At 41.1% G+C, this 22,259-nt stretch carries 30 protein-coding genes and 1 riboswitch; all 30 genes read left to right on the forward strand.

Annotated elements, in window-relative coordinates; genetic code table 11:
- Nucleotides 1-42: 42 nt before the first annotated feature.
- A riboswitch (M-box (ykoK) riboswitch) is annotated at nt 43-193 on the forward strand.
- 194 nt (nt 194-387) lie between these two features.
- The 30 genes from mgtA (at nt 388) to rpsH (ending at nt 22,219) form a co-directional block, all read left to right on the forward strand.
- Nucleotides 388-3,048, forward strand: a complete 2,661-nt coding sequence (gene mgtA / locus O3636_RS04700) for a magnesium-translocating P-type ATPase (protein ID WP_219967113.1) — start codon at nt 388-390, stop codon at nt 3,046-3,048.
- A 135-nt stretch (nt 3,049-3,183) separates the two neighbouring features.
- Nucleotides 3,184-3,582 (forward strand): transcriptional regulator Spx, encoded by a 399-nt coding sequence (spx, locus tag O3636_RS04705; protein ID WP_000591165.1) that lies wholly within the window; start codon nt 3,184-3,186, stop codon nt 3,580-3,582.
- A gap of 65 nt (nt 3,583-3,647) precedes the next feature.
- Complete coding sequence (locus O3636_RS04710; RefSeq protein ID WP_219967112.1) at nt 3,648-4,217, forward strand: SP0191 family lipoprotein; 570 nt, start codon at nt 3,648-3,650, stop codon at nt 4,215-4,217.
- A gap of 86 nt (nt 4,218-4,303) precedes the next feature.
- Nucleotides 4,304-4,570: an IreB family regulatory phosphoprotein gene (locus tag O3636_RS04715; protein WP_000507059.1), complete on the forward strand. Its 267-nt coding sequence runs from the start codon at nt 4,304-4,306 to the stop codon at nt 4,568-4,570.
- Nucleotides 4,571-4,573: 3 nt separating this feature from the next.
- Entirely contained in the window at nt 4,574-4,993 is a 420-nt protein-coding gene (gene ruvX, locus O3636_RS04720; protein ID WP_371641973.1) for a Holliday junction resolvase RuvX, read from the forward strand.
- Between the two features lie 15 nt (nt 4,994-5,008).
- Nucleotides 5,009-5,314 (forward strand): DUF1292 domain-containing protein, encoded by a 306-nt coding sequence (locus O3636_RS04725; RefSeq protein WP_000017620.1) that lies wholly within the window; start codon nt 5,009-5,011, stop codon nt 5,312-5,314.
- A 405-nt stretch (nt 5,315-5,719) separates the two neighbouring features.
- Nucleotides 5,720-6,970, forward strand: a complete 1,251-nt coding sequence (locus O3636_RS04730; protein ID WP_371641975.1) for a folylpolyglutamate synthase/dihydrofolate synthase family protein — start codon at nt 5,720-5,722, stop codon at nt 6,968-6,970.
- Entirely contained in the window at nt 6,967-7,386 is a 420-nt protein-coding gene (locus O3636_RS04735) for an SP_0198 family lipoprotein (protein WP_371641977.1), read from the forward strand. The genes O3636_RS04730 and O3636_RS04735 overlap by 4 nt, the downstream gene beginning before the upstream one ends.
- 139 nt (nt 7,387-7,525) lie before the next feature.
- Entirely contained in the window at nt 7,526-9,058 is a 1,533-nt protein-coding gene (gene cls, locus O3636_RS04740; protein WP_261194407.1) for a cardiolipin synthase, read from the forward strand.
- A gap of 254 nt (nt 9,059-9,312) precedes the next feature.
- Nucleotides 9,313-10,851, forward strand: coding sequence for a damage-inducible protein CinA (locus O3636_RS04745; RefSeq protein WP_371641979.1), 1,539 nt, complete (start codon nt 9,313-9,315; stop codon nt 10,849-10,851).
- A gap of 119 nt (nt 10,852-10,970) precedes the next feature.
- Nucleotides 10,971-13,166, forward strand: a complete 2,196-nt coding sequence (nrdD, locus tag O3636_RS04750; protein ID WP_371641981.1) for an anaerobic ribonucleoside-triphosphate reductase — start codon at nt 10,971-10,973, stop codon at nt 13,164-13,166.
- 23 nt (nt 13,167-13,189) lie between these two features.
- Nucleotides 13,190-13,330, forward strand: a complete 141-nt coding sequence (locus O3636_RS04755) for a hypothetical protein (protein WP_000521615.1) — start codon at nt 13,190-13,192, stop codon at nt 13,328-13,330.
- Nucleotides 13,331-13,373: 43 nt separating this feature from the next.
- On the forward strand, nt 13,374-13,880 hold the full coding sequence (locus O3636_RS04760; RefSeq protein ID WP_173228879.1) for a GNAT family N-acetyltransferase: 507 nt from the start codon (nt 13,374-13,376) through the stop codon (nt 13,878-13,880).
- Complete coding sequence (gene nrdG / locus O3636_RS04765) at nt 13,873-14,463, forward strand: anaerobic ribonucleoside-triphosphate reductase activating protein (RefSeq protein ID WP_001064217.1); 591 nt, start codon at nt 13,873-13,875, stop codon at nt 14,461-14,463. The genes O3636_RS04760 and nrdG overlap by 8 nt, the downstream gene beginning before the upstream one ends.
- Nucleotides 14,464-14,718: 255 nt before the next feature.
- The gene (rpsJ, locus tag O3636_RS04770; protein WP_001284513.1) at nt 14,719-15,027 is read left to right on the forward strand and encodes a 30S ribosomal protein S10; all 309 of its coding nucleotides are present in this window, start codon (nt 14,719-14,721) and stop codon (nt 15,025-15,027) included.
- A 215-nt stretch (nt 15,028-15,242) separates the two neighbouring features.
- Nucleotides 15,243-15,869, forward strand: a complete 627-nt coding sequence (gene rplC, locus O3636_RS04775; RefSeq protein ID WP_000160197.1) for a 50S ribosomal protein L3 — start codon at nt 15,243-15,245, stop codon at nt 15,867-15,869.
- A gap of 24 nt (nt 15,870-15,893) precedes the next feature.
- Nucleotides 15,894-16,517, forward strand: coding sequence for a 50S ribosomal protein L4 (gene rplD, locus O3636_RS04780; protein WP_000024549.1), 624 nt, complete (start codon nt 15,894-15,896; stop codon nt 16,515-16,517).
- Nucleotides 16,517-16,813: a 50S ribosomal protein L23 gene (locus tag O3636_RS04785; protein WP_001055347.1), complete on the forward strand. Its 297-nt coding sequence runs from the start codon at nt 16,517-16,519 to the stop codon at nt 16,811-16,813. Before rplD ends, O3636_RS04785 begins: the two co-directional genes overlap by 1 nt.
- A 17-nt stretch (nt 16,814-16,830) precedes the next feature.
- Nucleotides 16,831-17,664: a 50S ribosomal protein L2 gene (rplB, locus tag O3636_RS04790; RefSeq protein ID WP_000512911.1), complete on the forward strand. Its 834-nt coding sequence runs from the start codon at nt 16,831-16,833 to the stop codon at nt 17,662-17,664.
- Between the two features lie 103 nt (nt 17,665-17,767).
- Nucleotides 17,768-18,049: a 30S ribosomal protein S19 gene (rpsS, locus tag O3636_RS04795; RefSeq protein ID WP_000533766.1), complete on the forward strand. Its 282-nt coding sequence runs from the start codon at nt 17,768-17,770 to the stop codon at nt 18,047-18,049.
- Between the two features lie 11 nt (nt 18,050-18,060).
- Nucleotides 18,061-18,405: a 50S ribosomal protein L22 gene (gene rplV / locus O3636_RS04800; RefSeq protein ID WP_000818137.1), complete on the forward strand. Its 345-nt coding sequence runs from the start codon at nt 18,061-18,063 to the stop codon at nt 18,403-18,405.
- Between the two features lie 12 nt (nt 18,406-18,417).
- Nucleotides 18,418-19,071: a 30S ribosomal protein S3 gene (gene rpsC / locus O3636_RS04805; RefSeq protein WP_000529936.1), complete on the forward strand. Its 654-nt coding sequence runs from the start codon at nt 18,418-18,420 to the stop codon at nt 19,069-19,071.
- Nucleotides 19,072-19,074: 3 nt separating this feature from the next.
- A complete protein-coding gene (rplP, locus tag O3636_RS04810) occupies nt 19,075-19,488 on the forward strand; it encodes a 50S ribosomal protein L16 (protein WP_000960946.1) in 414 nt (137 codons plus the stop codon).
- Nucleotides 19,489-19,497: 9 nt separating this feature from the next.
- Nucleotides 19,498-19,704, forward strand: a complete 207-nt coding sequence (gene rpmC / locus O3636_RS04815; RefSeq protein WP_000772918.1) for a 50S ribosomal protein L29 — start codon at nt 19,498-19,500, stop codon at nt 19,702-19,704.
- Nucleotides 19,705-19,728: 24 nt separating this feature from the next.
- Nucleotides 19,729-19,989, forward strand: coding sequence for a 30S ribosomal protein S17 (gene rpsQ / locus O3636_RS04820; protein WP_000440801.1), 261 nt, complete (start codon nt 19,729-19,731; stop codon nt 19,987-19,989).
- Nucleotides 19,990-20,014: 25 nt separating this feature from the next.
- The gene (gene rplN / locus O3636_RS04825) at nt 20,015-20,383 is read left to right on the forward strand and encodes a 50S ribosomal protein L14 (RefSeq protein ID WP_000616545.1); all 369 of its coding nucleotides are present in this window, start codon (nt 20,015-20,017) and stop codon (nt 20,381-20,383) included.
- 78 nt (nt 20,384-20,461) lie between these two features.
- A complete protein-coding gene (gene rplX, locus O3636_RS04830; protein WP_000497691.1) occupies nt 20,462-20,767 on the forward strand; it encodes a 50S ribosomal protein L24 in 306 nt (101 codons plus the stop codon).
- 23 nt (nt 20,768-20,790) lie between these two features.
- On the forward strand, nt 20,791-21,333 hold the full coding sequence (gene rplE / locus O3636_RS04835) for a 50S ribosomal protein L5 (RefSeq protein ID WP_000013542.1): 543 nt from the start codon (nt 20,791-20,793) through the stop codon (nt 21,331-21,333).
- A gap of 17 nt (nt 21,334-21,350) precedes the next feature.
- On the forward strand, nt 21,351-21,536 hold the full coding sequence (locus O3636_RS04840) for a type Z 30S ribosomal protein S14 (protein ID WP_001085697.1): 186 nt from the start codon (nt 21,351-21,353) through the stop codon (nt 21,534-21,536).
- A 284-nt stretch (nt 21,537-21,820) separates the two neighbouring features.
- Nucleotides 21,821-22,219, forward strand: coding sequence for a 30S ribosomal protein S8 (gene rpsH, locus O3636_RS04845; protein WP_371641986.1), 399 nt, complete (start codon nt 21,821-21,823; stop codon nt 22,217-22,219).
- The last annotated feature ends 40 nt before the right edge of the window (nt 22,220-22,259 follow it).

Here is a 22,259-nt window from a genome sequence, read left to right on the forward strand (position 1 = left end):
AATGATTGACTTTTAAATTTTAAAGGTTTATACTGAAAGACGAAAACGGTAGGTGAGGCTACCATAGGGATACGGATGACTACCGCAAAGCAGTGGAGACACTACTCGTTGGTCAACAGTCCTGGTCGCGAAGGCCAAGACTAAGCTCATTACATTGCCCTATGGAGTTAAAGCTTGAACGAAAAACAGATAATTAGTTTTTTAATCCTGCCATTTTATGGTGGGATTTTCTACTGTTTAAATCAAAGAAAGGAGATAGACGATGCAAATTGACGATCATCCGGAACCGCACATACACAGCCAATCGCTGATTTGTGTCGTTCTGCCCTTATAAAGTGATTGGTCTCTGTGTATGAAACACATCATTCATACAGATAGGAGAAACCAATGAAAACTACAAAAGAAAGATTAGCAACAGCTATTCATACATCTTTAAACGAAACTCTATCTTTTTATAAGACAAGTCTAACAGGCTTGACTGAGGAGCAGGTGGAGAAAAATCGTGACCTATATGGCGAAAATACCATCACAAAGGGTCAAGAAGACAGTATCCTCAAAAAGATTTACGAATCCATTATCAATCCTTTTACGATCATCTTACTGGTCATCGCCGTGATTTCCTTGGTGACCAATGTCTGGTTGGCAAAACCAGGTCAAGAGGATCCGACGACTTCTATTATCATCGTTGTCCTAGTCCTCATTTCTGGTGGCATACGCTTTGTCCAAGAACTCCGTAGTGATAAGGCTGCGACCAATCTATCAAAAATGATTGTCAACACAGCGACTGTCATTCGTCAAGGAGAAATCCAAGAAGTACCTATCGATGATTTGGTAGTGGGTGACGTGGTTAAATTAAGCGCTGGAGACATGATTCCAGCAGATCTTCTTTTATTTGAGTCGCGCGATTTCTTTGTACAACAGTCTGGCATGACAGGTGAAAGTGAATCGGTTGAAAAATTGGCCTTGACCAAGGCAACAGTTCAACAATCTGATAGTCTGCTAGAAGCAGAAGCGCTCGCCTTTATGGGAACCAATGTCTTGTCTGGTAGTGCCAAGGCCGTGGTTTTAGCAGTTGGTGATGATACCATGATGGGGGCCATTGAGCAGACTTTGAACACCTATGATGAGCCTACTTCGTTTGAACGGGAGATGAATAGTATTTCGTGGCTCTTAATTCGTTTGATGCTGGTCATGGTGCCCATCGTTTTCTTGTCCAATGGTTTAACAGATGGTGACTGGCTGGAAGCTGGCGTATTTGCTTTGAGTGTTGGTGTTGGATTGACACCTGAGATGCTTCCTATGATTATCACGGCCAGTCTAGCAAAAGGCTCCATCATTATGGCCAAGGAAAAAGTGGTTATCAAGAAACTCAATGCCATACAGGACTTAGGGGCGATTGATATTTTGTGTACAGATAAGACAGGAACTCTAACCCAAGACGAAATTGTCCTTGAATATCCCTTGAACATCCACGGACGCTTGGATTTGACCGTCTTGAGACGAGCTTATCTCAATTCTTATTTTCAAACAGGCTTGAAAAATTTGATGGACAGAGCCATCATCAAACGGACTGAAAAGGAAGCAAAAGAACACGCCCTCTTGCAAAATCTGGCTCAAACTTTTCAAAAAATAGATGAGCTTCCCTTTGATTTTGAACGTAGACGTATGAGTGTTATCGTTAAGGATGAACACGAAGTTGTTAGTTTGGTAACCAAGGGTGCCCTAGAGGAAATGTTGACGATTTCCAGTTATGCCGAATACCAAGGAGTGATTACTCCCTTGACAGATGCTATTAGAGAAGAAATTTTAGCAGAAGTCCGACAGCTAAATCAACAAGGTTTGCGTGTCTTGGGAGTAGCCTATAAGTCAGGTTTGAGGGAAGGTCATGCCTATACAGTTGATGATGAAGGGGATATGATTCTAACTGGTTATTTAGCCTTCCTAGACCCTCCTAAATCATCTGCAGCACCAGCAATTAAGGCTCTGTTAGAACATGGAGTTCAAACAAAGATTTTGACGGGAGACAACGAAAAAGTTACTCAAGCAGTCTGTGAAAAGGTTGGTCTGGATATCAATCAGATGCTGTTAGGATCTGAAATTGATCAGATGAGTGATCAAGAATTGGCCCAAGCCGTAGAGGAGGTAACAGTCTTTGCCAAACTTTCACCTGACCAAAAAGCGAGGATTATTTTGCAATTTAAGGCTAATGGTCATGCTGTCGGCTATATGGGAGATGGAATCAATGATGCTCCTTCTATGAAAGTTGCAGATGTGGGGATTTCTGTTGATACAGCAGTAGATATTGCCAAAGAAACGGCTGATGTTATCCTACTTGATAAGGATCTCATGGTGCTTGAAAAAGGACTTGTTGAAGGGCGTAAGGTCTATGCCAATATGACTAAATATATCAAAATGACAGTGAGTTCTAATTTTGGAAATATCTTATCCCTATTGGTCTCTGGAATCTTTTTGCCATTTTTACCAATGGCACCAGTCCATTTGATTATCCTAAATCTAGTTTATGATTTGTCTTGTATTGCCTTGCCTTTTGACAAGGTGGATAAAGATTTTTTGAGAAATCCGCATACCTGGGAAGCCAAGTCTATCACACGTTTCATGGTTTGGATGGGGCCTATCTCTTCTGCCTTTGATATTTTGACCTTTATTTTGCTCTATTTTATCATTGTACCCATGACGACAGGTCAAGCCTATGTCCATGGAGCGGAGTCTGCCGTAGGATTTATTGTCTTGTTTCAGACAGGTTGGTTTATCGAGTCCATGTGGTCACAGACCATGGTTATCCATATGCTGCGTTCAGCTAAAATTCCCTTTTTACAAAGTCGTCCAGCTTGGCTAGTCCTTGTGACAACCTTATTGGCTGCAGCCTTTGTGACCTTCCTTCCCTACAGTCCACTAGCTAGCCTTCTCCATCTAACTCCTTTAAAATCGATTTATTTCATCTTTTTACTTTTCATCATTATTTTGTATATGATTAGCGTGACAATTGTGAAAAAAATCTATATCAAGAAATATCAAGAATGGCTGTAAATTTCATTTTGTCAAGAAAAAAGTACGAAAATGACGAAAAAAGTCAAAAAAATTTAAAAATAGGTCGCAAGTCGGATGTTTTTTATGGTATAATAGACTAAACTGATAGTAACATGTAGCGAAAGGGGTAGGTACATGATTAAAATTTATACAGTCTCAAGTTGTACTAGCTGTAAAAAAGCAAAAACCTGGCTCAATGCCCACCAGTTAAGTTATAAAGAACAAAATCTTGGTAAAGAAGGAATTACGCGAGAAGAATTACTGGATATTCTGACAAAAACAGATAACGGAATAGCCAGCATCGTTTCGTCTAAAAATCGCTATGCCAAAGCCCTTGGAGTGGATATTGAAGATTTGAGTGTCAATGAAGTCCTCAATCTGATTATGGAAACACCGAGAATTTTAAAGAGCCCAATTCTTGTGGATGAAAAACGCCTACAAGTTGGCTACAAGGAAGACGATATTCGTGCCTTCCTACCACGCTCTGTCCGTAATGTAGAAAATGCAGAAGCACGTTTGCGTGCAGCTCTATAAACATCAAGGCTGGGAGCAACTCCCAGTCTTATTCTATTTTAATTTCAAAAAGAAAGAAGAAAGAAATGAAAAAAATAGTTCTTGTTAGTCTAGCTTTCCTTTTTGTCCTGGTTGGTTGCGGACAGAAAAAAGAAACTGGACCAGCTACAAAAACAGAAAAGGATACGCTTCAGTCGGCATTGCCAGTTATTGAAAATGCTGAGAAGAATACAGTTGTAACCAAGACTTTGATCTTGCCCAAGTCAGATGATGGTAGCCAGCAAACTCAAACCATTACTTATAAAGACAAAACTTTTTTGAACCTAACCATCCAACAAAAGCGTCCAGTCTCAGATGAGTTGAAGACCTATATTGACCAACATGGTGTGGAAGAAACTCAAAAAGCTCTCCTTGAGGCGGAGGAGAAGGATGAGTCTATCATAGAAGCTCGCAAATTAGCAGGATTTAAGCTTGAAACTAAACTATTGAGCGCAACGGAACTTCAAACAACGACTAGTTTTGATTTTCAAGTTCTGGATGTCAAGAAGGCTTCTCAGTTAGAATATTTGAAGAATATTGGCTTAGAAAATCTTTTGAAGAATGAACCAAGCAAATATATTTCAGACAGATTGGCAAATGGCGCGACAGAACAATAGAAAATCCAAATAAATAGACTGCCTGAATTGTAGAACGTAAGGAATTATGCTATAATGGTACTATTCTAAGGAAAGAGGGTGTTAGAATGGGATTTACTGAAGAAACAGTACGTTTTAAATTGGACGATTCCAATAAAAAAGAAATTAGCGAAACTTTGACTGATGTCTATGCTTCGTTGAACGATAAGGGCTACAACCCAATCAACCAAATCGTAGGTTACGTATTGAGTGGAGACCCTGCCTACGTTCCTCGTTATAATAATGCACGAAATCAAATCCGTAAGTATGAGCGTGATGAAATCGTTGAGGAATTGGTCCGCTACTACCTTAAAGGACAAGGAGTCGATCTATAACCTATGAGAATTATGGGATTGGACGTCGGTTCAAAAACGGTAGGGGTGGCTATTAGCGATCCACTCGGTTTTACAGCCCAAGGACTTGAAATCATCCAAATCAATGAGGAGCAAGGCCAATTTGGTTTTGACCGCGTTAAGGAGTTGGTTGATGCTTACAAGGTGGAACGATTTGTAGTGGGCTTACCTAAAAACATGAACAATACAAGCGGACCGCGCGTGGAAGCTAGTCAGGCATACGGAGCAAAGCTAAAAGAGCTTTTTGGTTTACCAGTAGACTATCAGGATGAACGCTTGACAACAGTGGCTGCAGAGCGCATGTTGATTGAACAAGCAGATATCAGTCGCAATAAGCGCAAGAAAGTCATTGATAAGTTAGCAGCTCAGCTGATTTTACAAAATTATTTAGATAGAAAATTTTAATATAAAGGAGAGGCTATGTCACACGATCATAACCACGACCACGAAGAACGTGAACTAATCACACTAGTAGATGAGCAAGGAAATGAAACCTTGTTTGAAATCCTTTTGACGATTGACGGAAAAGAAGAATTTGGTAAAAACTATGTTCTTCTAGTACCAGTTAACGCAGAAGAAGACGAAGACGGACAAGTTGAAATCCAAGCTTACTCATTCATCGAAAACGAAGATGGAACAGAAGGCGAATTGCAACCAATCCCAGAAGACTCAGAAGACGAATGGAACATGATTGAAGAAGTCTTCAATAGTTTTATGGAGGAGTGATACAGTCTGGGAGACTGTATCACCCCAACTCCTAGAAATTGGAAGAGTTGGAACGTTCAGTGGACGTGTTTAGCCCTGCGCTAGAAAATAGAAACGCAGGCATATCCAGTGAACATTTTTACCCCAGTTCCTTAAAATAAGAGAGAACTGGTAAGTCCGGGGGACGTTTTTAGCCTTACGCTAAAAATAAAAACCGTCAGTAAGTTCGGGGGATATTTTTACTCCAACTCCTAGAAATTGGAAGAGTTGGAACATCCAGTGGATGTTTTTAGCCCAAGTTAATATTCATAGTTGCTAGTGATTAGCTAACCAGGTAAGAGGTCGGGACGAAAATCCTGACCTCATTTTTTGTTATCTACGGAATTTTGCTAGATAATTGATTAGACTTTTGTCAAGGAGATGTGTATGTTTGAAGTAGAAGAATGGCTCCATAGTCGGATTGGTTTGAATTTTCGATCAGGTTTGGGCCGAATACAGCAAGCGGTGGATTTGTTAGGAAATCCTGAGCGGTCTTACCCTATTATCCACGTAACAGGGACTAATGGGAAAGGATCTACCATTGCTTTTATGAGGGAGTTATTTATGGGACATGGCAAAAAAGTTGCGACCTTTACCTCCCCTCATATCGTATCCATCAATGACCGAATCTGCATTAATGGGCAACTAATAGCTGACGCAGACTTCATCCGTTTGGCTGAGCGGGTCAAGGAGATGGAGAAAACGCTTCTGCAAACCCATGACCAGTTGTCCTTTTTTGAATTGCTGACCTTGATTGCTTTTCTCTATTTTAGGGAGCAAGAGGTGGACTTGGTTTTACTAGAAGTGGGAATTGGTGGCTTACTAGACACGACCAATGTGGTCACTGGAGAGATTGCTGTCATCACTTCCATTGGGCTTGACCATCAGGAGACCTTGGGCGATAGTCTAGAAGCAATCGCAGAGCAGAAAGCTGGTATTTTCAAGGCTGGTAAAAAGGCAGTGATTGCTAAGCTGGCTCCAGAAGCTAGGCTTGTCTGTCAGAAAAAAGCCGAATCTTTAGCTGTTGACCTTTATCAGGCAGGTCAGGATTTTTCAATGCTGAATGGCGATTTTTCAAGTTCTTTGGGAACTTTTTCGCAGTTGAAAATAGGATTGGAAGGAGCTTATCAGCAGGAAAATGCGGCCTTGGCGTTGCAAACGTTTCTTCTTTTTATGAGGGAAGGAAAGGAAGTTGTTGATGAGCAGGTTGTAAGACAGGCTTTGGAGAAGACCCATTGGGCTGGGCGTTTGGAGCGTATTCGTCCTCAGATTTACTTGGATGGTGCTCATAACCTCCCTGCCTTGACTCGCCTGGTGGAGTTTGTCAAAGAAAAAGAGCAGGAAGGCTATCGACCTCAAATCCTCTTTGGAGCCTTGAAACGTAAGGATTATCAAGGGATGTTAGGTTATCTGACTGAGAATTTGCCTCCGGTGGAACTCAAGGTGACTGGTTTTGACTATCAAGGTTCTCTGGATGAGACAGATGTAACAGGTTACCATGTAATTCCCTCTTACCGAGAATTTATCAGCAGTTTTGAAGAAAGAGCCGATACCAAGGACTTGTTATTCATTACAGGGTCTCTCTATTTTATCTCAGAAGTACGGAGCCACATACTGGGGCATGAGCAGATAAATTGACCTCTCTAGCAAGTCTTAGTCTCTTAGTAGCTTGTTCACAAAGAGTTCAACAGGTTCAACAACCAGCAGCTCAACCGCAATCACAACCTGTTGCTTCATCTTCCACAGCAAATACAAACCAGGCAACGACAAGTTCTTCACAAAATGCGCCTGAGGCTCAACCAACTAATATTGATGGAACTTATACTGGTCAGGACGAAGGAGACCGTATCACTTTAGTGGTAACTGGAACAACTGGTACATGGATACAGGTAGAAACTGACGGGGAACAAGAAATCAAGCAGGTTAGCTTCGATGCAGTCAATCAACGCATGATTATTGGGGATGATGTCAAGATTTATGCAATCAATGGCAGTCAGATGATTATTGATGATATGGATAGAGAAGCGTTTGATCGCATCGTTTTATCAAAATAGACTAGGAGGAGACTGGAATTTTCGGTCTCTTTTGCTTTTGCTCAGAAAAATGATTATAAATACTTGCCTTCTACCGAATACCTGAGTTATACTAGTATCAATTACCTGTTTTTAGCATTCAAACTATCAAGGAGGGGATATGAAATATAGAAAATTTCAATTATTGATGTCCAAGTATGGCTTTAGTCTTTCGATTATGCTACTTGAACTTTTTCTTGTTTTTGGTCTCTTTCTCTATTTAGGGCGTATGGCCCCTATTCTATGGGTAATTGTCTTAATTTTTATGAGTATGGCGACTATCGTAGCGATTGTCAATCGCTCAATGGCGCCTGAAAGTAAAGTAATGTGGTTAGTGGTGACTTTTGTTCCTGTCATTGGCCCCTTGCTCTATCTGATGTTTGGTGAAAGGCGATTGTCCAAAAAAGAAATCAAGCAGTTAGATAGACTTGGTTCTATGCATTTTCGGGAGGATAACAGTAAAACTCTCCGCCAGAAATTGAAGGAAGAGGATAAGGCGGCTTACGGAGTTATCAAATCTTTGTTAAGTATGGATAGTAACGCCGATGTCTATGATCGAACAGACTCACAATTCTTTTCTTCGGGTGAAAGCATGTGGCAATATATGTTGGAAGACCTCAAGAAAGCTGAAAAGTTTATCTTTCTAGAGTACTATATTGTCGAAGAAGGTCTGATGTGGAATAGCATACTAGATATACTAGAGCAAAAGGCAGCTCAGGGTGTAGAGATCAAGATGCTCTATGATGATATCGGCTGTATGGCGACTTTGCCTGGAGACTATACTATTCAGCTTCGTAGTCGAGGAATTGAAGCACATAAGTTTAACAAGGTGGTTCCTCGCTTGACGGTGGCTTACAACAATCGGGACCATCGGAAAATCCTTGTCATAGATGGTCAGGTAGCCTATACAGGAGGTATTAACTTAGCTGATGAGTACATCAACCATGTAGAACGTTTTGGATACTGGAAGGACAGTGGGATTCGCTTAGATGGCCCTGGTGTCAAGGCTCTCACCCGTCTCTTTTTGATGACTTGGTACATCAATCGTGGGGAAATCAGCGATTTTGACCAGTATCACTTGGAAAATCAGCCTTGTTCTGGCCAAGGGCTCTGCATCCCTTACGGTAGTGGACCCAAGCCCATCTTCCGTACCCAGGTAGGGAAAAAAGTCTATCAAAGTTTGATTAATCAGGCTACTGATTCAGTCTATATCACAACACCCTATTTGATTATTGACTATGACTTAACAGAGAGTATTAAAAATGCGGCCATGAGGGGTGTTGATGTCCGCATTGTGACCCCTTTCATTCCAGATAAGAAATTAATCCAACTCATCACAAGAGGGGCCTATCCGGATTTGTTGTCAGCAGGAGTAAGGATTTTTGAGTATAGTCCAGGCTTTATCCACAGTAAACAAATCCTAGTGGATAAGGACTTTGCTGCAGTTGGAACCATTAACTTAGATTATAGAAGTTTGCTTCATCACTATGAAAATGCAGTCTTGCTATATAAAACAGAATCAATCGCTGAGATTCAAAAAGATTTTCAAGAGATTTTTTCAGCATCGCAAGAAATTTTCCCTCATACGATAAAAAATAGCTGGTATCAAAAGCTTGTAAAAGAAATTGCCCAGTTATTCGCCCCTATCTTATAAGAAATCTAGGACTGAGGACACAAACCAGTTCTATTTTTCTTGTCTTTTACGAATAAGAAGATGTAGGAGGAAAGATGCTGACCCAGAAAGAATTGAACTATATCATGACATTTAAACAGACACATTTACACCGATTTCGAGAAATTGAAACCTTTGTGAAACTATGCAAAAAATCACTCAAACACCCATCGCAAGCTGACAATCCTAGGACTTTTTGATATACTAAGACAGATAAATTGAATAGGAGAAACGATATGAGTGTGTATGGTAGAGTAGAAGAAGTTCATCAGGAGAATCGTGAACCTCTAGAATACCAAATCGAACAAGAATCGCATCATCGTGAATCAAGTCGTCTTCCTTTGGTAAAAATTTTACTATGGAGTACGCTTGTAACGGGGATAACTCTAGGAGTACCGCTATTACTCGATTTAATGAGTGCACAGGAAGTGCAGGATTTTTATACAGGTTGGGCCCTTCATCAGGCAGGGAAAATTTACAGCGACTATTATGGAAGTCAAGGTTTGCTTTATTATTTGCTGACTTACGTGACTCAGGGCGGATTTTTCTTTGCCATTTTTGAGTGGTTAGCCTTGGTAGCAGGAGGATTTTTCCTCTTTCGATCGGCAGACACCTTGACAGAGCAAGGAGACCAGGCTGGACAACTGGTGACTATTTTTTACATGCTGGTTACAGGTCTTGCTTTTGGTGGAGGATATGCGACTCTTTTAGCGCTTCCTTTCTTGTTCGCGGCCTTTAGTTTAGTTGCGGCTTACCTAAGCAATCCAAGCCATGATAAGGGATTTGTACGGATTGGGCTGGCTTTGGCGGGCGGATTTTTCTTTGCTCCCTTGGCATCGCTCCTGTTTATTGCTGTAGTGAGTTTAGGCTTGTTGGTCTTTAACCTTGGGCATAGACGTTTTGCACATGGATTTTATCAGTTTCTTGCAGTGGCTTTAGGTTTTTCACTTGTCTTTTATCCAACTGCCTATTATAGTGTTGCAACAGGAAGTTTTGAGGATGCGATTAGTGGAATTTTGTATCCAATTAATTCTATTCGTTTGACTTCTGTTTCGGCATTGTTAGAAAATGTTTTGTTTTACGGGTTGTTGGCTCTTGGCATGGGAGTTTTGGTTTTTGTCTTTTTAGGTCTCTTTCAATCTAAATCCTCTAAACTATATGTCATCTCAGTGCCTGCGAGTTTGTTCCTAATTTTAGGTTTGGTAGTGATTTTCTTTACACAGGATCCTCTACATGCATCCCGCTTGATGATCATTTTCCCTGTCTTTCTTCTGCTTTTAGTGTCCAATATCAAGGGGCAACAGAGTGGTCGTAGTGTTAGAAGAAGACGCAGAGAAGAGTCCGTTAGTCTCTGGCATCGCTATACTAAAGGAAATCTTTACCTACCGATTTTAACTTTGTTATATCTTTTGGCTGTTCCTTTTTTGATGAGATTTGTCCTTTATCCAGTACCTTATCAAGAACGTGAGCGTCTTGCTGATTTGGTGAAAGAGGAGACAAGTACGGAAGATGCTATCTATGCATGGGATGATACTGCAACTCTTTATCGTAAGAGTGAGCGCTTGTCGCCATCGGCTATTTTGTCCCCGATGCACTATACAGCAACTGAGGAAAATCGGAATAAGCTACTCAATGACTTGAAAGAAAAACAACCCAAGGTGATTGTGGTGAATGATAAGGTAGCAGTCTGGTCTGAAGTGGAAACAATCTTGAAAGAAAATTACCAACCAGTAAAGACCGATTACTCAGAGTTTAAAGTCTATAAAATTAAATAATAAAATCAATATCTTGTGTATTTTTAAAAATTTTAGGATTTTTAACACAAGATATTGATTTTTCTTTTTAGAGTGGTATAATACTTTTTAGAAAGAACAATTTAGAAAAGAGCATGCATATGATTGCACTAGAAGAAAAAATTACAATTTTGCCAACTCTCTTCGTCGAGAAACGAGATGGGAGACGTGTTGTATTTGATGTGGACAAGATTGACAAGGCTCTCCACAAGGCGGCAGACAAGGTTATGGATGTGACACCCTTGGTCGAAAAACGCCTCAATGCTCTGACCGAGCGAATTGTCACAGAAATTCATAGTCGCTTTCCGCAGGGAGTTAAGATTTATGAAATTCAAAATATTGTAGAACATGAACTCCTTGAAGCCAAAGAATATGCGCTGGCTGAGGAGTATATCACTTATCGGACACAAAGGGATTTTGAGCGATCAAAAGCGACAGATATCAACTTTAGTATCCATAAACTACTCAACAAAGACCAGGCAGTTGTCAATGAAAATGCTAATAAAGACAGTGATGTCTTTAATACCCAGCGTGATTTGACAGCAGGGATTGTTGGGAAATCAATTGGACTGCAAATGCTTCCTAAGCACGTAGCCAATGCCCACCAAAAAGGGGATATCCACTATCACGATTTGGACTACAGTCCCTATACACCTATGACCAACTGCTGTTTGATTGATTTTAAAGGTATGTTGGAAAATGGTTTTAAGATTGGAAATGCAGAGGTAGAGAGTCCTAAGTCTATTCAAACTGCGACAGCGCAGATTTCACAAATCATCGCTAACGTTGCTTCTAGCCAGTATGGTGGCTGTTCAGCTGACCGTATCGATGAAGTTTTGGCGCCTTATGCAGAGAAGAACTATCAAAAACATCTCAAAGATGCAGAAGAGTGGGTATTGCCTGAAAAACGAGAAGATTATGCCTGGAAGAAAACCCAAAAAGACATCTATGATGCCATGCAATCTCTTGAGTATGAAATCAATACTCTCTTTACTTCAAATGGACAAACACCTTTTACTTCTCTAGGCTTTGGTCTAGGAACTAGTCGTTTTGAACGGGAAATTCAAAAAGCTATCTTGAACATCCGAATCAAGGGACTTGGTTCAGAACACCGCACAGCTATCTTCCCTAAACTTATCTTCACGCTTAAAAGAGGCCTTAACTTAGAGGAAGGGACACCCAACTACGACATCAAGCAGTTGGCTCTAGAGTGCGCAACCAAACGGATGTACCCAGATGTTTTGTCCTATGATAAGATTGTTGACTTGACAGGTTCTTTCAAAGTTCCTATGGGTTGCCGTTCGTTTCTTCAAGGATGGAAGGATGAAAATGGTGTAGAAGTCAATTCAGGTCGCATGAACCTAGGAGTTGTGACTGTTAATTTACCCCGTATTGCTCTCGAGTCTGATGGTGACATGAATAAGTTCTGGGAAATCTTCAACGAGCGTATGAATATCGCAGAAGATGCTCTGGTTTACCGTGTCGAACGTACTAAAGAAGCGACGCCAGCAAATGCCCCTATCCTCTATCAGTACGGTGCTTTTGGCCATCGTCTAGGTAAAGAAGAAAATGTTGACCAGCTCTTTAAGAATCGTCGGGCAACAGTTTCGCTGGGTTACATCGGTTTGTACGAAGTGGCTACTGTCTTCTTTGGAAATAGCTGGGAATACAATCCAGAAGCCAAGGAATTCACGCTGGATATCATTCGTGATATGAAACGCCGTGTAGAAGAGTGGTCTGACCAATATGGCTATCATTTCTCTATCTACTCAACACCGTCCGAAAGCTTGACAGACCGTTTCTGTCGACTAGATACAGACAAGTTTGGTTCTATTCCTGATATTACAGATAAGGAATACTATACCAACTCTTTCCACTACGATGTTCGTAAAAATCCAACACCGTTTGAAAAATTAGACTTTGAGAAAGTCTATCCAGAAGCAGGTGCGTCAGGTGGTTTCATCCATTATTGTGAGTATCCAGTCCTCCAGCAAAATCCAAAGGCTTTGGAAGCTGTATGGGACTATGCCTATGACCGTGTGGGATATTTGGGGACCAATACTCCAATTGACCGTTGCTACAAGTGTGACTTTGAAGGGGATTTTGAACCAACTGAGAGAGGATTTGCTTGTCCTAACTGTGGCAATAGCGACCCTAAAACAGTAGACGTTGTTAAACGGACTTGTGGCTATTTAGGCAATCCTCAAGCGAGACCTATGGTCAATGGGCGTCACAAGGAAATCGCTGCGCGTGTCAAACACATGAATGGCTCAACGATTAAAATAGCTGGACATTAAGTAACAAATTAGAAAGAAATGAAATGGGAAAATATCAATTAGATGACAAGGGGCGTGCACAAGTGACCCGTTATCACGAGAAACACTCTAAAGGTGGAGCTGGTAAGAAAGAACGCTTGCTCAACCTCAAAGAACAATTTTTAAACAAGAACAAGAAAAAATAAAAGTGAGAGTCAGCTCTCGCTTTTCTCATAGTGGGAGGTAAGGATGGAACTACGCAGACCAAGATTAGCAGATAAAGAAACAGTTTTAGAGATGATGGCAGAGTTTGAAAAGAGCCAATCAGCCCATGATGGAGGATTTTGGGATACAGAGAACTTTGTGTACGAAGAGTGGTTGGAAACAAATATGCAAAAAGAGATGGGAATGAACTTGCCTGAAAATCGTGTTCCTTCTATTCAATTTGTATCATTTGATGATGTAGGTCGTGCTCTAGGGTTTTTGAATCTGCGATTGAGACTGGATGAGGGTTTACTGAATTATGCTGGCCACATTGGCTACTCCATTCGTCCATCTGAAAGAGGCAAGGGTTATGCAAAAGAGACTCTCCGTCAGGGCTTGCAAGTTGCTAAGGAAAAGAACATTAAGAAAGCTCTAGTGACCTGTAGCGTGAATAATCCTGCTAGCAGAGTAGTTATTCTATCAAATGGAGGTCTCATTGAGGATGTTCGCAATGGTGTGGAGCGTTATTGGATAGAGGTAGCGAATGAATAATCCAAAACCACAAGAATGGAAAAGCGAGGAACTCAGTCAAGGGCGTATCATCGACTACAAGGCCTTTAACTTTGTAGATGGAGAAGGTGTGCGTAACTCTCTCTATGTATCAGGTTGCATGTTTCACTGCGAGGGATGTTATAATGTTGCGACTTGGTCTTTCAATGCAGGAATTCCCTACACAGCAGAATTAGAAGAGCAAATCATGGCAGATCTTGCCCAGCCCTATGTTCAAGGATTGACCTTGCTGGGAGGGGAGCCCTTTCTCAATACTGGGATTCTCTTGCCACTCGTTAAGCGCATTCGGAAGGAATTGCCAGACAAGGACATCTGGTCCTGGACGGGCTACACTTGGGAAGAAATGATGCTGGAGACTCCAGACAAACTGGAACTCTTATCGCTAATTGACATCCTTGTAGATGGACGATACGATCGAACTAAGAGAAATCTTATGCTTCAGTTCCGCGGATCTTCAAACCAAAGAATTATCGATGTGCAAAAATCTCTCAAAAGTGGGCAAGTAGTGATTTGGGACAAGCTCAATGACGGAAAAGAAAGCTATGAACAGGTGAAGAGAGAATAACTTTCTTCTATAGAGAATAGTTAAATAAATGACCTATAAAAAAAGAAAACAGTTTCATTGTAAAAAAACGAAAAAACAGCAACAAATCCCTTGCAATCGCAGGGGCTTTGTGTTATTCTATTATGGTGCTGTAAATTACAGTCTTAGCTTTGATGCAAGAGGTTGCGACACGCTCGGTTGCATTGCCACGCAACGCCGCGTCGGTTTTCTTGTGGAGCTAGCCTATTATCTTAAATAGACGAAAAGGAGAAAAAGATGGCAAACAAAAAAATCCGTATCCGTTTGAAAGCTTACGAACACCGTACGCTTGACACAGCGGCTGCAAAAATCGTAGAATCAGCTACTCGTACAGGTGCACAAGTTGCGGGTCCAATCCCACTTCCAACTGAACGTAGCCTCTACACAATCATTCGTGCGACTCACAAATATAAAGACTCTCGCGAACAATTTGAAATGCGTACACACAAACGTTTGATCGATATCGTTAACCCAACTCAAAAAACAGTTGATGCGTTGATGAAATTGGATCTTCCAAGTGGTGTAAACGTAGAAATCAAACTTTAATCTAAAATATAAAAGAGCAGAGGCTGGTGTTTCAATCTAATTGAACACGGGCTAAACTCGGTGTGAAAAAGATAAACTTCCTAGTGTCTGCTAGACACTGCGTCAGTTTCCTATTTTCACTTTGAGTTTGACGCCCTTTGTATCTTAGACTTGAGCATAAAAAACGCTCGTTAAAAACTTTTTGAATAAAAATATAGAAAAGGAACTATTTTCTCATGACAAAAGGAATCTTAGGGAAAAAAGTGGGAATGACTCAAATCTTCACTGAAGCTGGCGAATTGATCCCTGTAACAGTTATTGAAGCAACTCCAAACGTTGTTCTTCAAGTTAAAACTGTTGAAACAGACGGATACAACGCTATCCAAGTTGGTTTCGATGACAAACGCGAAGTGTTGAGCAACAAACCTGCTAAAGGACATGTAGCGAAAGCTAACACGGCTCCTAAGCGCTTCATTCGTGAATTCAAAAACGTTGAAGGCTTGGAAGTTGGTGCTGAAATCACAGTTGAAACATTCGCAGCTGGAGACGTTGTTGACGTAACTGGTACTTCTAAAGGTAAAGGTTTCCAAGGTGTTATCAAACGCCACGGACAATCACGTGGACCAATGGCTCACGGTTCTCGTTACCACCGTCGTCCAGGTTCTATGGGACCTGTTGCACCTAACCGCGTATTCAAAGGCAAAAACCTTGCAGGACGTATGGGTGGCGACCGCGTAACAATTCAAAACCTTGAAGTTGTACAAGTTGTTCCAGAAAAGAACGTTATCCTTATCAAAGGTAACGTACCAGGTGCTAAGAAATCTCTTATCACTATCAAATCAGCAGTTAAAGCTGGTAAATAATAAGGAAAGGGGAATACAGTCAAAATGGCAAATGTAACATTATTCGACCAAACTGGTAAACAAGCGGGCGAAGTTGTTCTTAACGATGCAATCTTTGGTATCGAACCAAACCAATCTGTTGTGTTTGATGTGATCATCAGCCAACGTGCTAGCCTTCGCCAAGGAACTCACGCAGTTAAAAACCGCTCAGCTGTTTCAGGTGGCGGACGCAAACCATGGCGTCAAAAAGGAACTGGACGTGCTCGTCAAGGTTCTATCCGCTCACCACAATGGCGTGGTGGTGGAATCGTCTTCGGACCAACTCCACGTAGCTATGCGTACAAACTTCCTCAAAAAGTTCGTCGCCTTGCGCTTAAATCTGTTTACTCAGAAAAAGTTGCTGAAAATAAATTTGTAGCCGTTGATTCTCTTGAATTTACAGCTCCAAAAACTGCTGAATTTGCAAAAGTTCTTGCAGCTTTGAGCATCGATTCTAAAGTCCTTGTTATTCTTGAAGAAGGAAACGAATTCGCAGCTCTCTCAGCTCGTAACCTTCCAAACGTGAAAGTTGCGACTGCTACAACTGCAAGTGTTCTTGACATCGCAAATAGTGACAAACTTCTTGTTACTCAAGCAGCTATCTCTAAAATCGAGGAGGTTCTTGCATAATGAATTTGTATGATGTTATCAAAAAACCTGTCATCACTGAAAGCTCAATGGCTCAACTTGAAGCAGGAAAATATGTATTTGAAGTTGACACTCGTGCACACAAACTTTTGATCAAGCAAGCTGTTGAAGCTGCTTTCGAAGGTGTTAAAGTTGCTAATGTTAACACAATCAACGTAAAACCAAAAGCTAAACGTGTTGGACGTTACACTGGTTTTACTAACAAAACTAAAAAAGCTATCATCACACTTACAGCTGATTCTAAAGCAATCGAGTTGTTTGCTGCTGAAGCTGAATAATCTAAGGAGGAAATATCGTGGGAATTCGTGTTTATAAACCAACAACAAACGGTCGCCGTAATATGACTTCTTTGGATTTCGCTGAAATCACAACAAGCACTCCTGAAAAATCATTGCTTGTTGCATTGAAGAGCAAGGCTGGTCGTAACAACAACGGTCGTATCACAGTTCGTCACCAAGGTGGTGGACACAAACGTTTCTACCGTTTGGTTGACTTCAAACGTAACAAAGACAACGTTGAAGCAGTTGTTAAAACAATCGAGTACGATCCAAACCGTTCTGCAAACATCGCTCTTGTACACTACACTGACGGTGTGAAAGCATACATCATCGCTCCAAAAGGTCTTGAAGTTGGTCAACGTATCGTTTCAGGGCCAGAAGCAGATATCAAAGTCGGAAACGCTCTTCCACTTGCTAACATCCCAGTTGGTACTTTGATCCACAACATCGAGTTGAAACCAGGTCGTGGTGGTGAATTGGTACGTGCTGCTGGTGCATCTGCTCAAGTATTGGGTTCTGAAGGTAAATACGTTCTTGTTCGTCTTCAATCAGGTGAAGTTCGTATGATTCTTGGAACTTGCCGTGCTACAGTTGGTGTTGTCGGAAACGAACAACATGGACTTGTAAACCTTGGTAAAGCAGGACGTAGCCGTTGGAAAGGTATCCGCCCAACAGTTCGTGGTTCTGTAATGAACCCTAACGATCACCCACACGGTGGTGGTGAAGGTAAAGCACCAGTTGGTCGTAAAGCACCATCTACTCCATGGGGCAAACCTGCTCTTGGTCTTAAAACTCGTAACAAGAAAGCGAAATCTGACAAACTTATCGTTCGTCGTCGCAACGAGAAATAATATTAAACTAGTCGCTTAAGTAACTAGTAAATCCGCCAGCTCGGTAGCGCTCCATGTGAGCGCAAGCCGCTGTGGTACAACATTTAAAGGAGAAAATATAAAAATGGGACGCAGTCTTAAAAAAGGACCTTTCGTCGATGAGCATTTGATGAAAAAAGTTGAAGCTCAAGCTAACGACGAAAAGAAAAAAGTTATTAAAACTTGGTCACGTCGTTCAACGATCTTCCCAAGTTTCATTGGTTACACTATTGCAGTTTATGACGGACGTAAACACGTACCTGTTTACATCCAAGAAGACATGGTAGGTCACAAACTTGGTGAATTTGCACCAACTCGTACTTACAAAGGTCACGCTGCAGACGACAAGAAAACACGTAGAAAATAAGGAGAACATAAATGGCAGAAATTACTTCAGCTAAAGCAATGGCTCGTACAGTACGTGTTTCACCTCGTAAATCACGTCTTGTTCTTGATAACATCCGTGGTAAAAGCGTAGCCGATGCAATCGCAATCTTGACATTCACTCCAAACAAAGCTGCTGAAATCATCTTGAAAGTTTTGAACTCAGCTGTAGCTAACGCTGAAAACAACTTTGGTTTGGATAAAGCTAACTTGGTAGTATCTGAAGCATTCGCAAACGAAGGACCAACTATGAAACGTTTCCGTCCACGTGCGAAAGGTTCAGCTTCACCAATCAACAAACGTACAGCTCACATCACTGTAGCTGTTGCAGAAAAATAAGGAGGTAAAATCGTGGGTCAAAAAGTACATCCAATTGGTATGCGTGTCGGCATCATCCGTGATTGGGATGCCAAATGGTATGCTGAAAAAGAATACGCGGATTACCTTCATGAAGATCTTGCAATCCGTAAATTCGTTCAAAAAGAACTTGCTGACGCAGCAGTTTCAACTATCGAAATCGAACGCGCAGTAAACAAAGTTAACGTTTCACTTCACACTGCTAAACCAGGTATGGTTATCGGTAAAGGTGGTGCTAACGTTGATGCACTCCGTGCAAAACTTAACAAATTGACTGGAAAACAAGTACACATCAACATCATCGAAATCAAACAACCTGATTTGGATGCTCACCTTGTAGGTGAAGGAATTGCTCGTCAATTGGAGCAACGTGTTGCTTTCCGTCGTGCACAAAAACAAGCAATCCAACGTGCAATGCGTGCTGGAGCTAAAGGAATCAAAACTCAAGTATCAGGTCGTTTGAACGGTGCAGATATCGCCCGTGCTGAAGGATACTCTGAAGGAACTGTTCCACTTCACACACTTCGTGCAGATATCGATTACGCTTGGGAAGAAGCAGATACTACATACGGTAAACTTGGTGTTAAAGTATGGATCTACCGTGGTGAAGTTCTTCCAGCTCGCAAAAACACTAAAGGAGGTAAATAACCAATGTTAGTACCTAAACGTGTTAAACACCGTCGTGAATTCCGTGGAAAAATGCGCGGTGAAGCAAAAGGTGGAAAAGAAGTAGCATTCGGTGAATACGGTCTTCAAGCTACAACTAGCCACTGGATCACTAACCGCCAAATCGAAGCTGCTCGTATCGCCATGACTCGTTACATGAAACGTGGTGGTAAAGTTTGGATTAAAATCTTCCCACACAAATCATACACTGCTAAAGCTATCGGTGTGCGTATGGGATCTGGTAAAGGGGCACCTGAAGGTTGGGTAGCACCAGTTAAACGTGGTAAAGTGATGTTCGAAATCGCTGGTGTATCTGAAGAGATCGCTCGCGAAGCGCTTCGTCTTGCTAGCCACAAATTGCCAGTTAAATGTAAATTCGTAAAACGTGAAGCAGAATAAGGAGAAGGCATGAAACTTAATGAAGTAAAAGAATTTGTTAAAGAACTTCGTGGTCTTTCTCAAGAAGAACTCGCGAAGCGCGAAAACGAATTGAAAAAAGAATTGTTTGAACTTCGTTTCCAAGCTGCTACTGGTCAATTGGAACAAACAGCTCGCTTGAAAGAAGTTAAAAAACAAATCGCTCGTATCAAAACAGTTCAATCTGAAGCGAAATAATAGACTAGGGAAGGAGAAATTTCAATGGAACGCAATAATCGTAAAGTTCTTGTTGGACGTGTTGTATCTGACAAAATGGACAAGACAATCACAGTTGTAGTTGAAACAAAACGTAACCACCCAGTCTATGGTAAACGTATTAACTACTCTAAAAAATACAAAGCTCATGATGAAAACAATGTTGCCAAAGAAGGCGATATCGTACGTATCATGGAAACTCGCCCGCTTTCAGCTACAAAACGTTTCCGTCTTGTAGAAGTTGTTGAAGAAGCGGTCATCATCTAATCAAACCTGAAAGGAGAAAACTGAAATGATTCAAACAGAAACTCGTTTGAAAGTCGCAGACAACAGCGGTGCTCGTGAAATCTTGACTATCAAAGTTCTTGGTGGTTCAGGACGTAAATTTGCAAACATCGGTGATGTTATTGTGGCATCTGTAAAACAAGCTACTCCTGGTGGTGCGGTTAAAAAAGGTGACGTTGTTAAAGCAGTTATCGTTCGTACTAAATCAGGTGCTCGTCGTGCTGATGGTTCATACATCAAATTTGACGAAAACGCAGCAGTTATCATCCGTGAAGACAAAACTCCTCGCGGAACACGTATCTTTGGCCCAGTTGCACGTGAATTGCGTGAAGGTGGCTTCATGAAGATCGTGTCACTTGCTCCAGAAGTACTTTAATTTTTAGAAACAAACTAGTCCCCTGGATTTACCTCCAGGGTGCCCTTATGGGCGTAAGAAAAATCAAGGAGAAACCTAATGTTTGTAAAAAAAGGCGACAAAGTTCGCGTAATCGCTGGTAAAGATAAGGGAACAGAAGCTGTTGTCCTTACTGCCCTTCCAAAAGTAAACAAAGTTATCGTTGAAGGTGTTAACATCGTTAAGAAACACCAACGTCCAACTAACGAGCTTCCTCAAGGTGGTATCATCGAGAAAGAAGCAGCTATCCACGTATCAAACGTTCAAGTTTTGGACAAAAATGGTGTAGCTGGTCGTGTTGGTTACAAATTTGTAGACGGTAAAAAAGTTCGCTACAACAAAAAATCAGGCGAAGTGCTTGATTAATCACGAAGGAAAGGAGAAGTATAATGGCAAATCGTTTAAAAGAAAAATATCTTAATGAAGTAGTTCCTGCTTTGACAGAACAATTCAACTACTCATCAGTGATGGCTGTGCCTAAAGTAGATAAGATCGTTTTGAACATGGGTGTTGGTGAAGCTGTATCAAACGCTAAAAGCCTTGAAAAAGCTGCTGAAGAATTGGCACTTATCTCAGGTCAAAAACCACTTATCACTAAAGCTAAAAAATCAATCGCCGGCTTCCGTCTTCGTGAAGGTGTTGCGATTGGTGCAAAAGTTACCCTTCGTGGTGAACGTATGTACGAATTCTTGGATAAATTGGTTTCAGTTTCACTTCCACGTGTACGTGACTTCCACGGTGTTCCAACAAAATCATTTGATGGACGCGGAAACTACACACTTGGTGTGAAAGAACAATTGATCTTCCCAGAAATCAACTTTGATGACGTTGACAAAACTCGTGGTCTTGACATCGTTATCGTAACAACTGCTAACACTGACGAAGAGTCACGTGCATTGCTTACAGGCCTTGGAATGCCTTTTGCAAAATAATATAGGAGGTAAATCTAATGGCTAAAAAATCAATGATTGCTAAGAACAAACGTCCAGCGAAGTTCTCTACTCAAGCTTATACTCGTTGTGAAAAATGTGGTCGTCCACATTCAGTTTACCGCAAATTTAAACTTTGCCGTGTTTGCTTCCGTGAATTAGCTTACAAAGGACAAATTCCTGGTGTAACAAAAGCATCTTGGTAATTTAAGATATCAAGGGCGTCAAAACTCTAAGTGAAAATAGGAAACTTGACGAAGAAACTGAAGTTTCTAGGAAAGTTTATCTTTTTCACACAGAGTTTAGCCCGGGTTCAGTTGGGCTTGCCAATTTGAACACGAGCTACAGCTTTGGCAAAAAAGACCAATTTTCTTTGGAGCATCGCTCCTGCATCAAATTGCCTATTTTTGCTTTTGCTGTTACGCTCTTTGTATCATGTATTAACTAGCAAGTGCAACTTGCAAACTACTAGTAAGAGGAGAAAAACAAAATGGTTATGACTGACCCAATCGCAGACTTCCTAACTCGTATTCGTAACGCTAACCAAGCTAAACACGAAGTACTTGAAGTACCTGCATCAAACATCAAAAAAGGGATTGCTGAAATCCTTAAATGCGAAGGTTTTGTAAAAAACGTTGAAATCATCGAAGATGACAAACAAGGCATCATCCGTGTATTCCTTAAATACGGACCAAACGGTGAAAAAGTTATCACTAACTTGAAACGTGTTTCTAAACCAGGACTTCGTGTCTACAAAAAACGTGAAGACCTTCCAAAAGTTCTTAACGGACTTGGAATTGCTATCCTTTCAACTTCTGAAGGTTTGCTTACTGATAAAGAAGCACGCCAAAAGAATGTTGGTGGAGAAGTTATCGCTTACGTTTGGTAATTGATGATGTGAGAGCGTTAAAAGAATACAGTGAAAATAG

The organism is Streptococcus sp. 27098_8_76, assembly GCF_041432315.1.
Taxonomy (GTDB): Bacteria; Bacillota; Bacilli; order Lactobacillales; family Streptococcaceae; genus Streptococcus.

Excerpts from the sequence above, each read along its gene's own strand:
- nrdG (WP_001064217.1), top strand. The coding sequence starts at position 13,873 with ATGAATAATCCAAAACCACAAGAATGGAAAAGCGAGGAACTCAGTCAA.
- rplC (WP_000160197.1), top strand. The coding sequence starts at position 15,243 with ATGACAAAAGGAATCTTAGGGAAAAAAGTGGGAATGACTCAAATCTTC.
- O3636_RS04745 (WP_371641979.1), top strand. The coding sequence starts at position 9,313 with ATGAGTGTGTATGGTAGAGTAGAAGAAGTTCATCAGGAGAATCGTGAA.
- rpsQ (WP_000440801.1), top strand. The coding sequence starts at position 19,729 with ATGGAACGCAATAATCGTAAAGTTCTTGTTGGACGTGTTGTATCTGAC.
- O3636_RS04840 (WP_001085697.1), top strand. The coding sequence starts at position 21,351 with ATGGCTAAAAAATCAATGATTGCTAAGAACAAACGTCCAGCGAAGTTC.
- O3636_RS04725 (WP_000017620.1), top strand. The coding sequence starts at position 5,009 with ATGTCACACGATCATAACCACGACCACGAAGAACGTGAACTAATCACA.
- mgtA (WP_219967113.1), top strand. The coding sequence starts at position 388 with ATGAAAACTACAAAAGAAAGATTAGCAACAGCTATTCATACATCTTTA.
- O3636_RS04710 (WP_219967112.1), top strand. The coding sequence starts at position 3,648 with ATGAAAAAAATAGTTCTTGTTAGTCTAGCTTTCCTTTTTGTCCTGGTT.
- cls (WP_261194407.1), top strand. The coding sequence starts at position 7,526 with ATGAAATATAGAAAATTTCAATTATTGATGTCCAAGTATGGCTTTAGT.
- rpsS (WP_000533766.1), top strand. The coding sequence starts at position 17,768 with ATGGGACGCAGTCTTAAAAAAGGACCTTTCGTCGATGAGCATTTGATG.
- rpsJ (WP_001284513.1), top strand. The coding sequence starts at position 14,719 with ATGGCAAACAAAAAAATCCGTATCCGTTTGAAAGCTTACGAACACCGT.
- spx (WP_000591165.1), top strand. The coding sequence starts at position 3,184 with ATGATTAAAATTTATACAGTCTCAAGTTGTACTAGCTGTAAAAAAGCA.
- O3636_RS04785 (WP_001055347.1), top strand. The coding sequence starts at position 16,517 with ATGAATTTGTATGATGTTATCAAAAAACCTGTCATCACTGAAAGCTCA.
- rpmC (WP_000772918.1), top strand. The coding sequence starts at position 19,498 with ATGAAACTTAATGAAGTAAAAGAATTTGTTAAAGAACTTCGTGGTCTT.
- O3636_RS04715 (WP_000507059.1), top strand. The coding sequence starts at position 4,304 with ATGGGATTTACTGAAGAAACAGTACGTTTTAAATTGGACGATTCCAAT.
- rplX (WP_000497691.1), top strand. The coding sequence starts at position 20,462 with ATGTTTGTAAAAAAAGGCGACAAAGTTCGCGTAATCGCTGGTAAAGAT.
- ruvX (WP_371641973.1), top strand. The coding sequence starts at position 4,574 with ATGAGAATTATGGGATTGGACGTCGGTTCAAAAACGGTAGGGGTGGCT.
- O3636_RS04760 (WP_173228879.1), top strand. The coding sequence starts at position 13,374 with ATGGAACTACGCAGACCAAGATTAGCAGATAAAGAAACAGTTTTAGAG.
- nrdD (WP_371641981.1), top strand. The coding sequence starts at position 10,971 with ATGATTGCACTAGAAGAAAAAATTACAATTTTGCCAACTCTCTTCGTC.
- rplD (WP_000024549.1), top strand. The coding sequence starts at position 15,894 with ATGGCAAATGTAACATTATTCGACCAAACTGGTAAACAAGCGGGCGAA.
- O3636_RS04755 (WP_000521615.1), top strand. The coding sequence starts at position 13,190 with ATGGGAAAATATCAATTAGATGACAAGGGGCGTGCACAAGTGACCCGT.
- O3636_RS04730 (WP_371641975.1), top strand. The coding sequence starts at position 5,720 with ATGTTTGAAGTAGAAGAATGGCTCCATAGTCGGATTGGTTTGAATTTT.
- rpsH (WP_371641986.1), top strand. The coding sequence starts at position 21,821 with ATGGTTATGACTGACCCAATCGCAGACTTCCTAACTCGTATTCGTAAC.
- rplV (WP_000818137.1), top strand. The coding sequence starts at position 18,061 with ATGGCAGAAATTACTTCAGCTAAAGCAATGGCTCGTACAGTACGTGTT.
- rplE (WP_000013542.1), top strand. The coding sequence starts at position 20,791 with ATGGCAAATCGTTTAAAAGAAAAATATCTTAATGAAGTAGTTCCTGCT.
- rplN (WP_000616545.1), top strand. The coding sequence starts at position 20,015 with ATGATTCAAACAGAAACTCGTTTGAAAGTCGCAGACAACAGCGGTGCT.
- rplP (WP_000960946.1), top strand. The coding sequence starts at position 19,075 with ATGTTAGTACCTAAACGTGTTAAACACCGTCGTGAATTCCGTGGAAAA.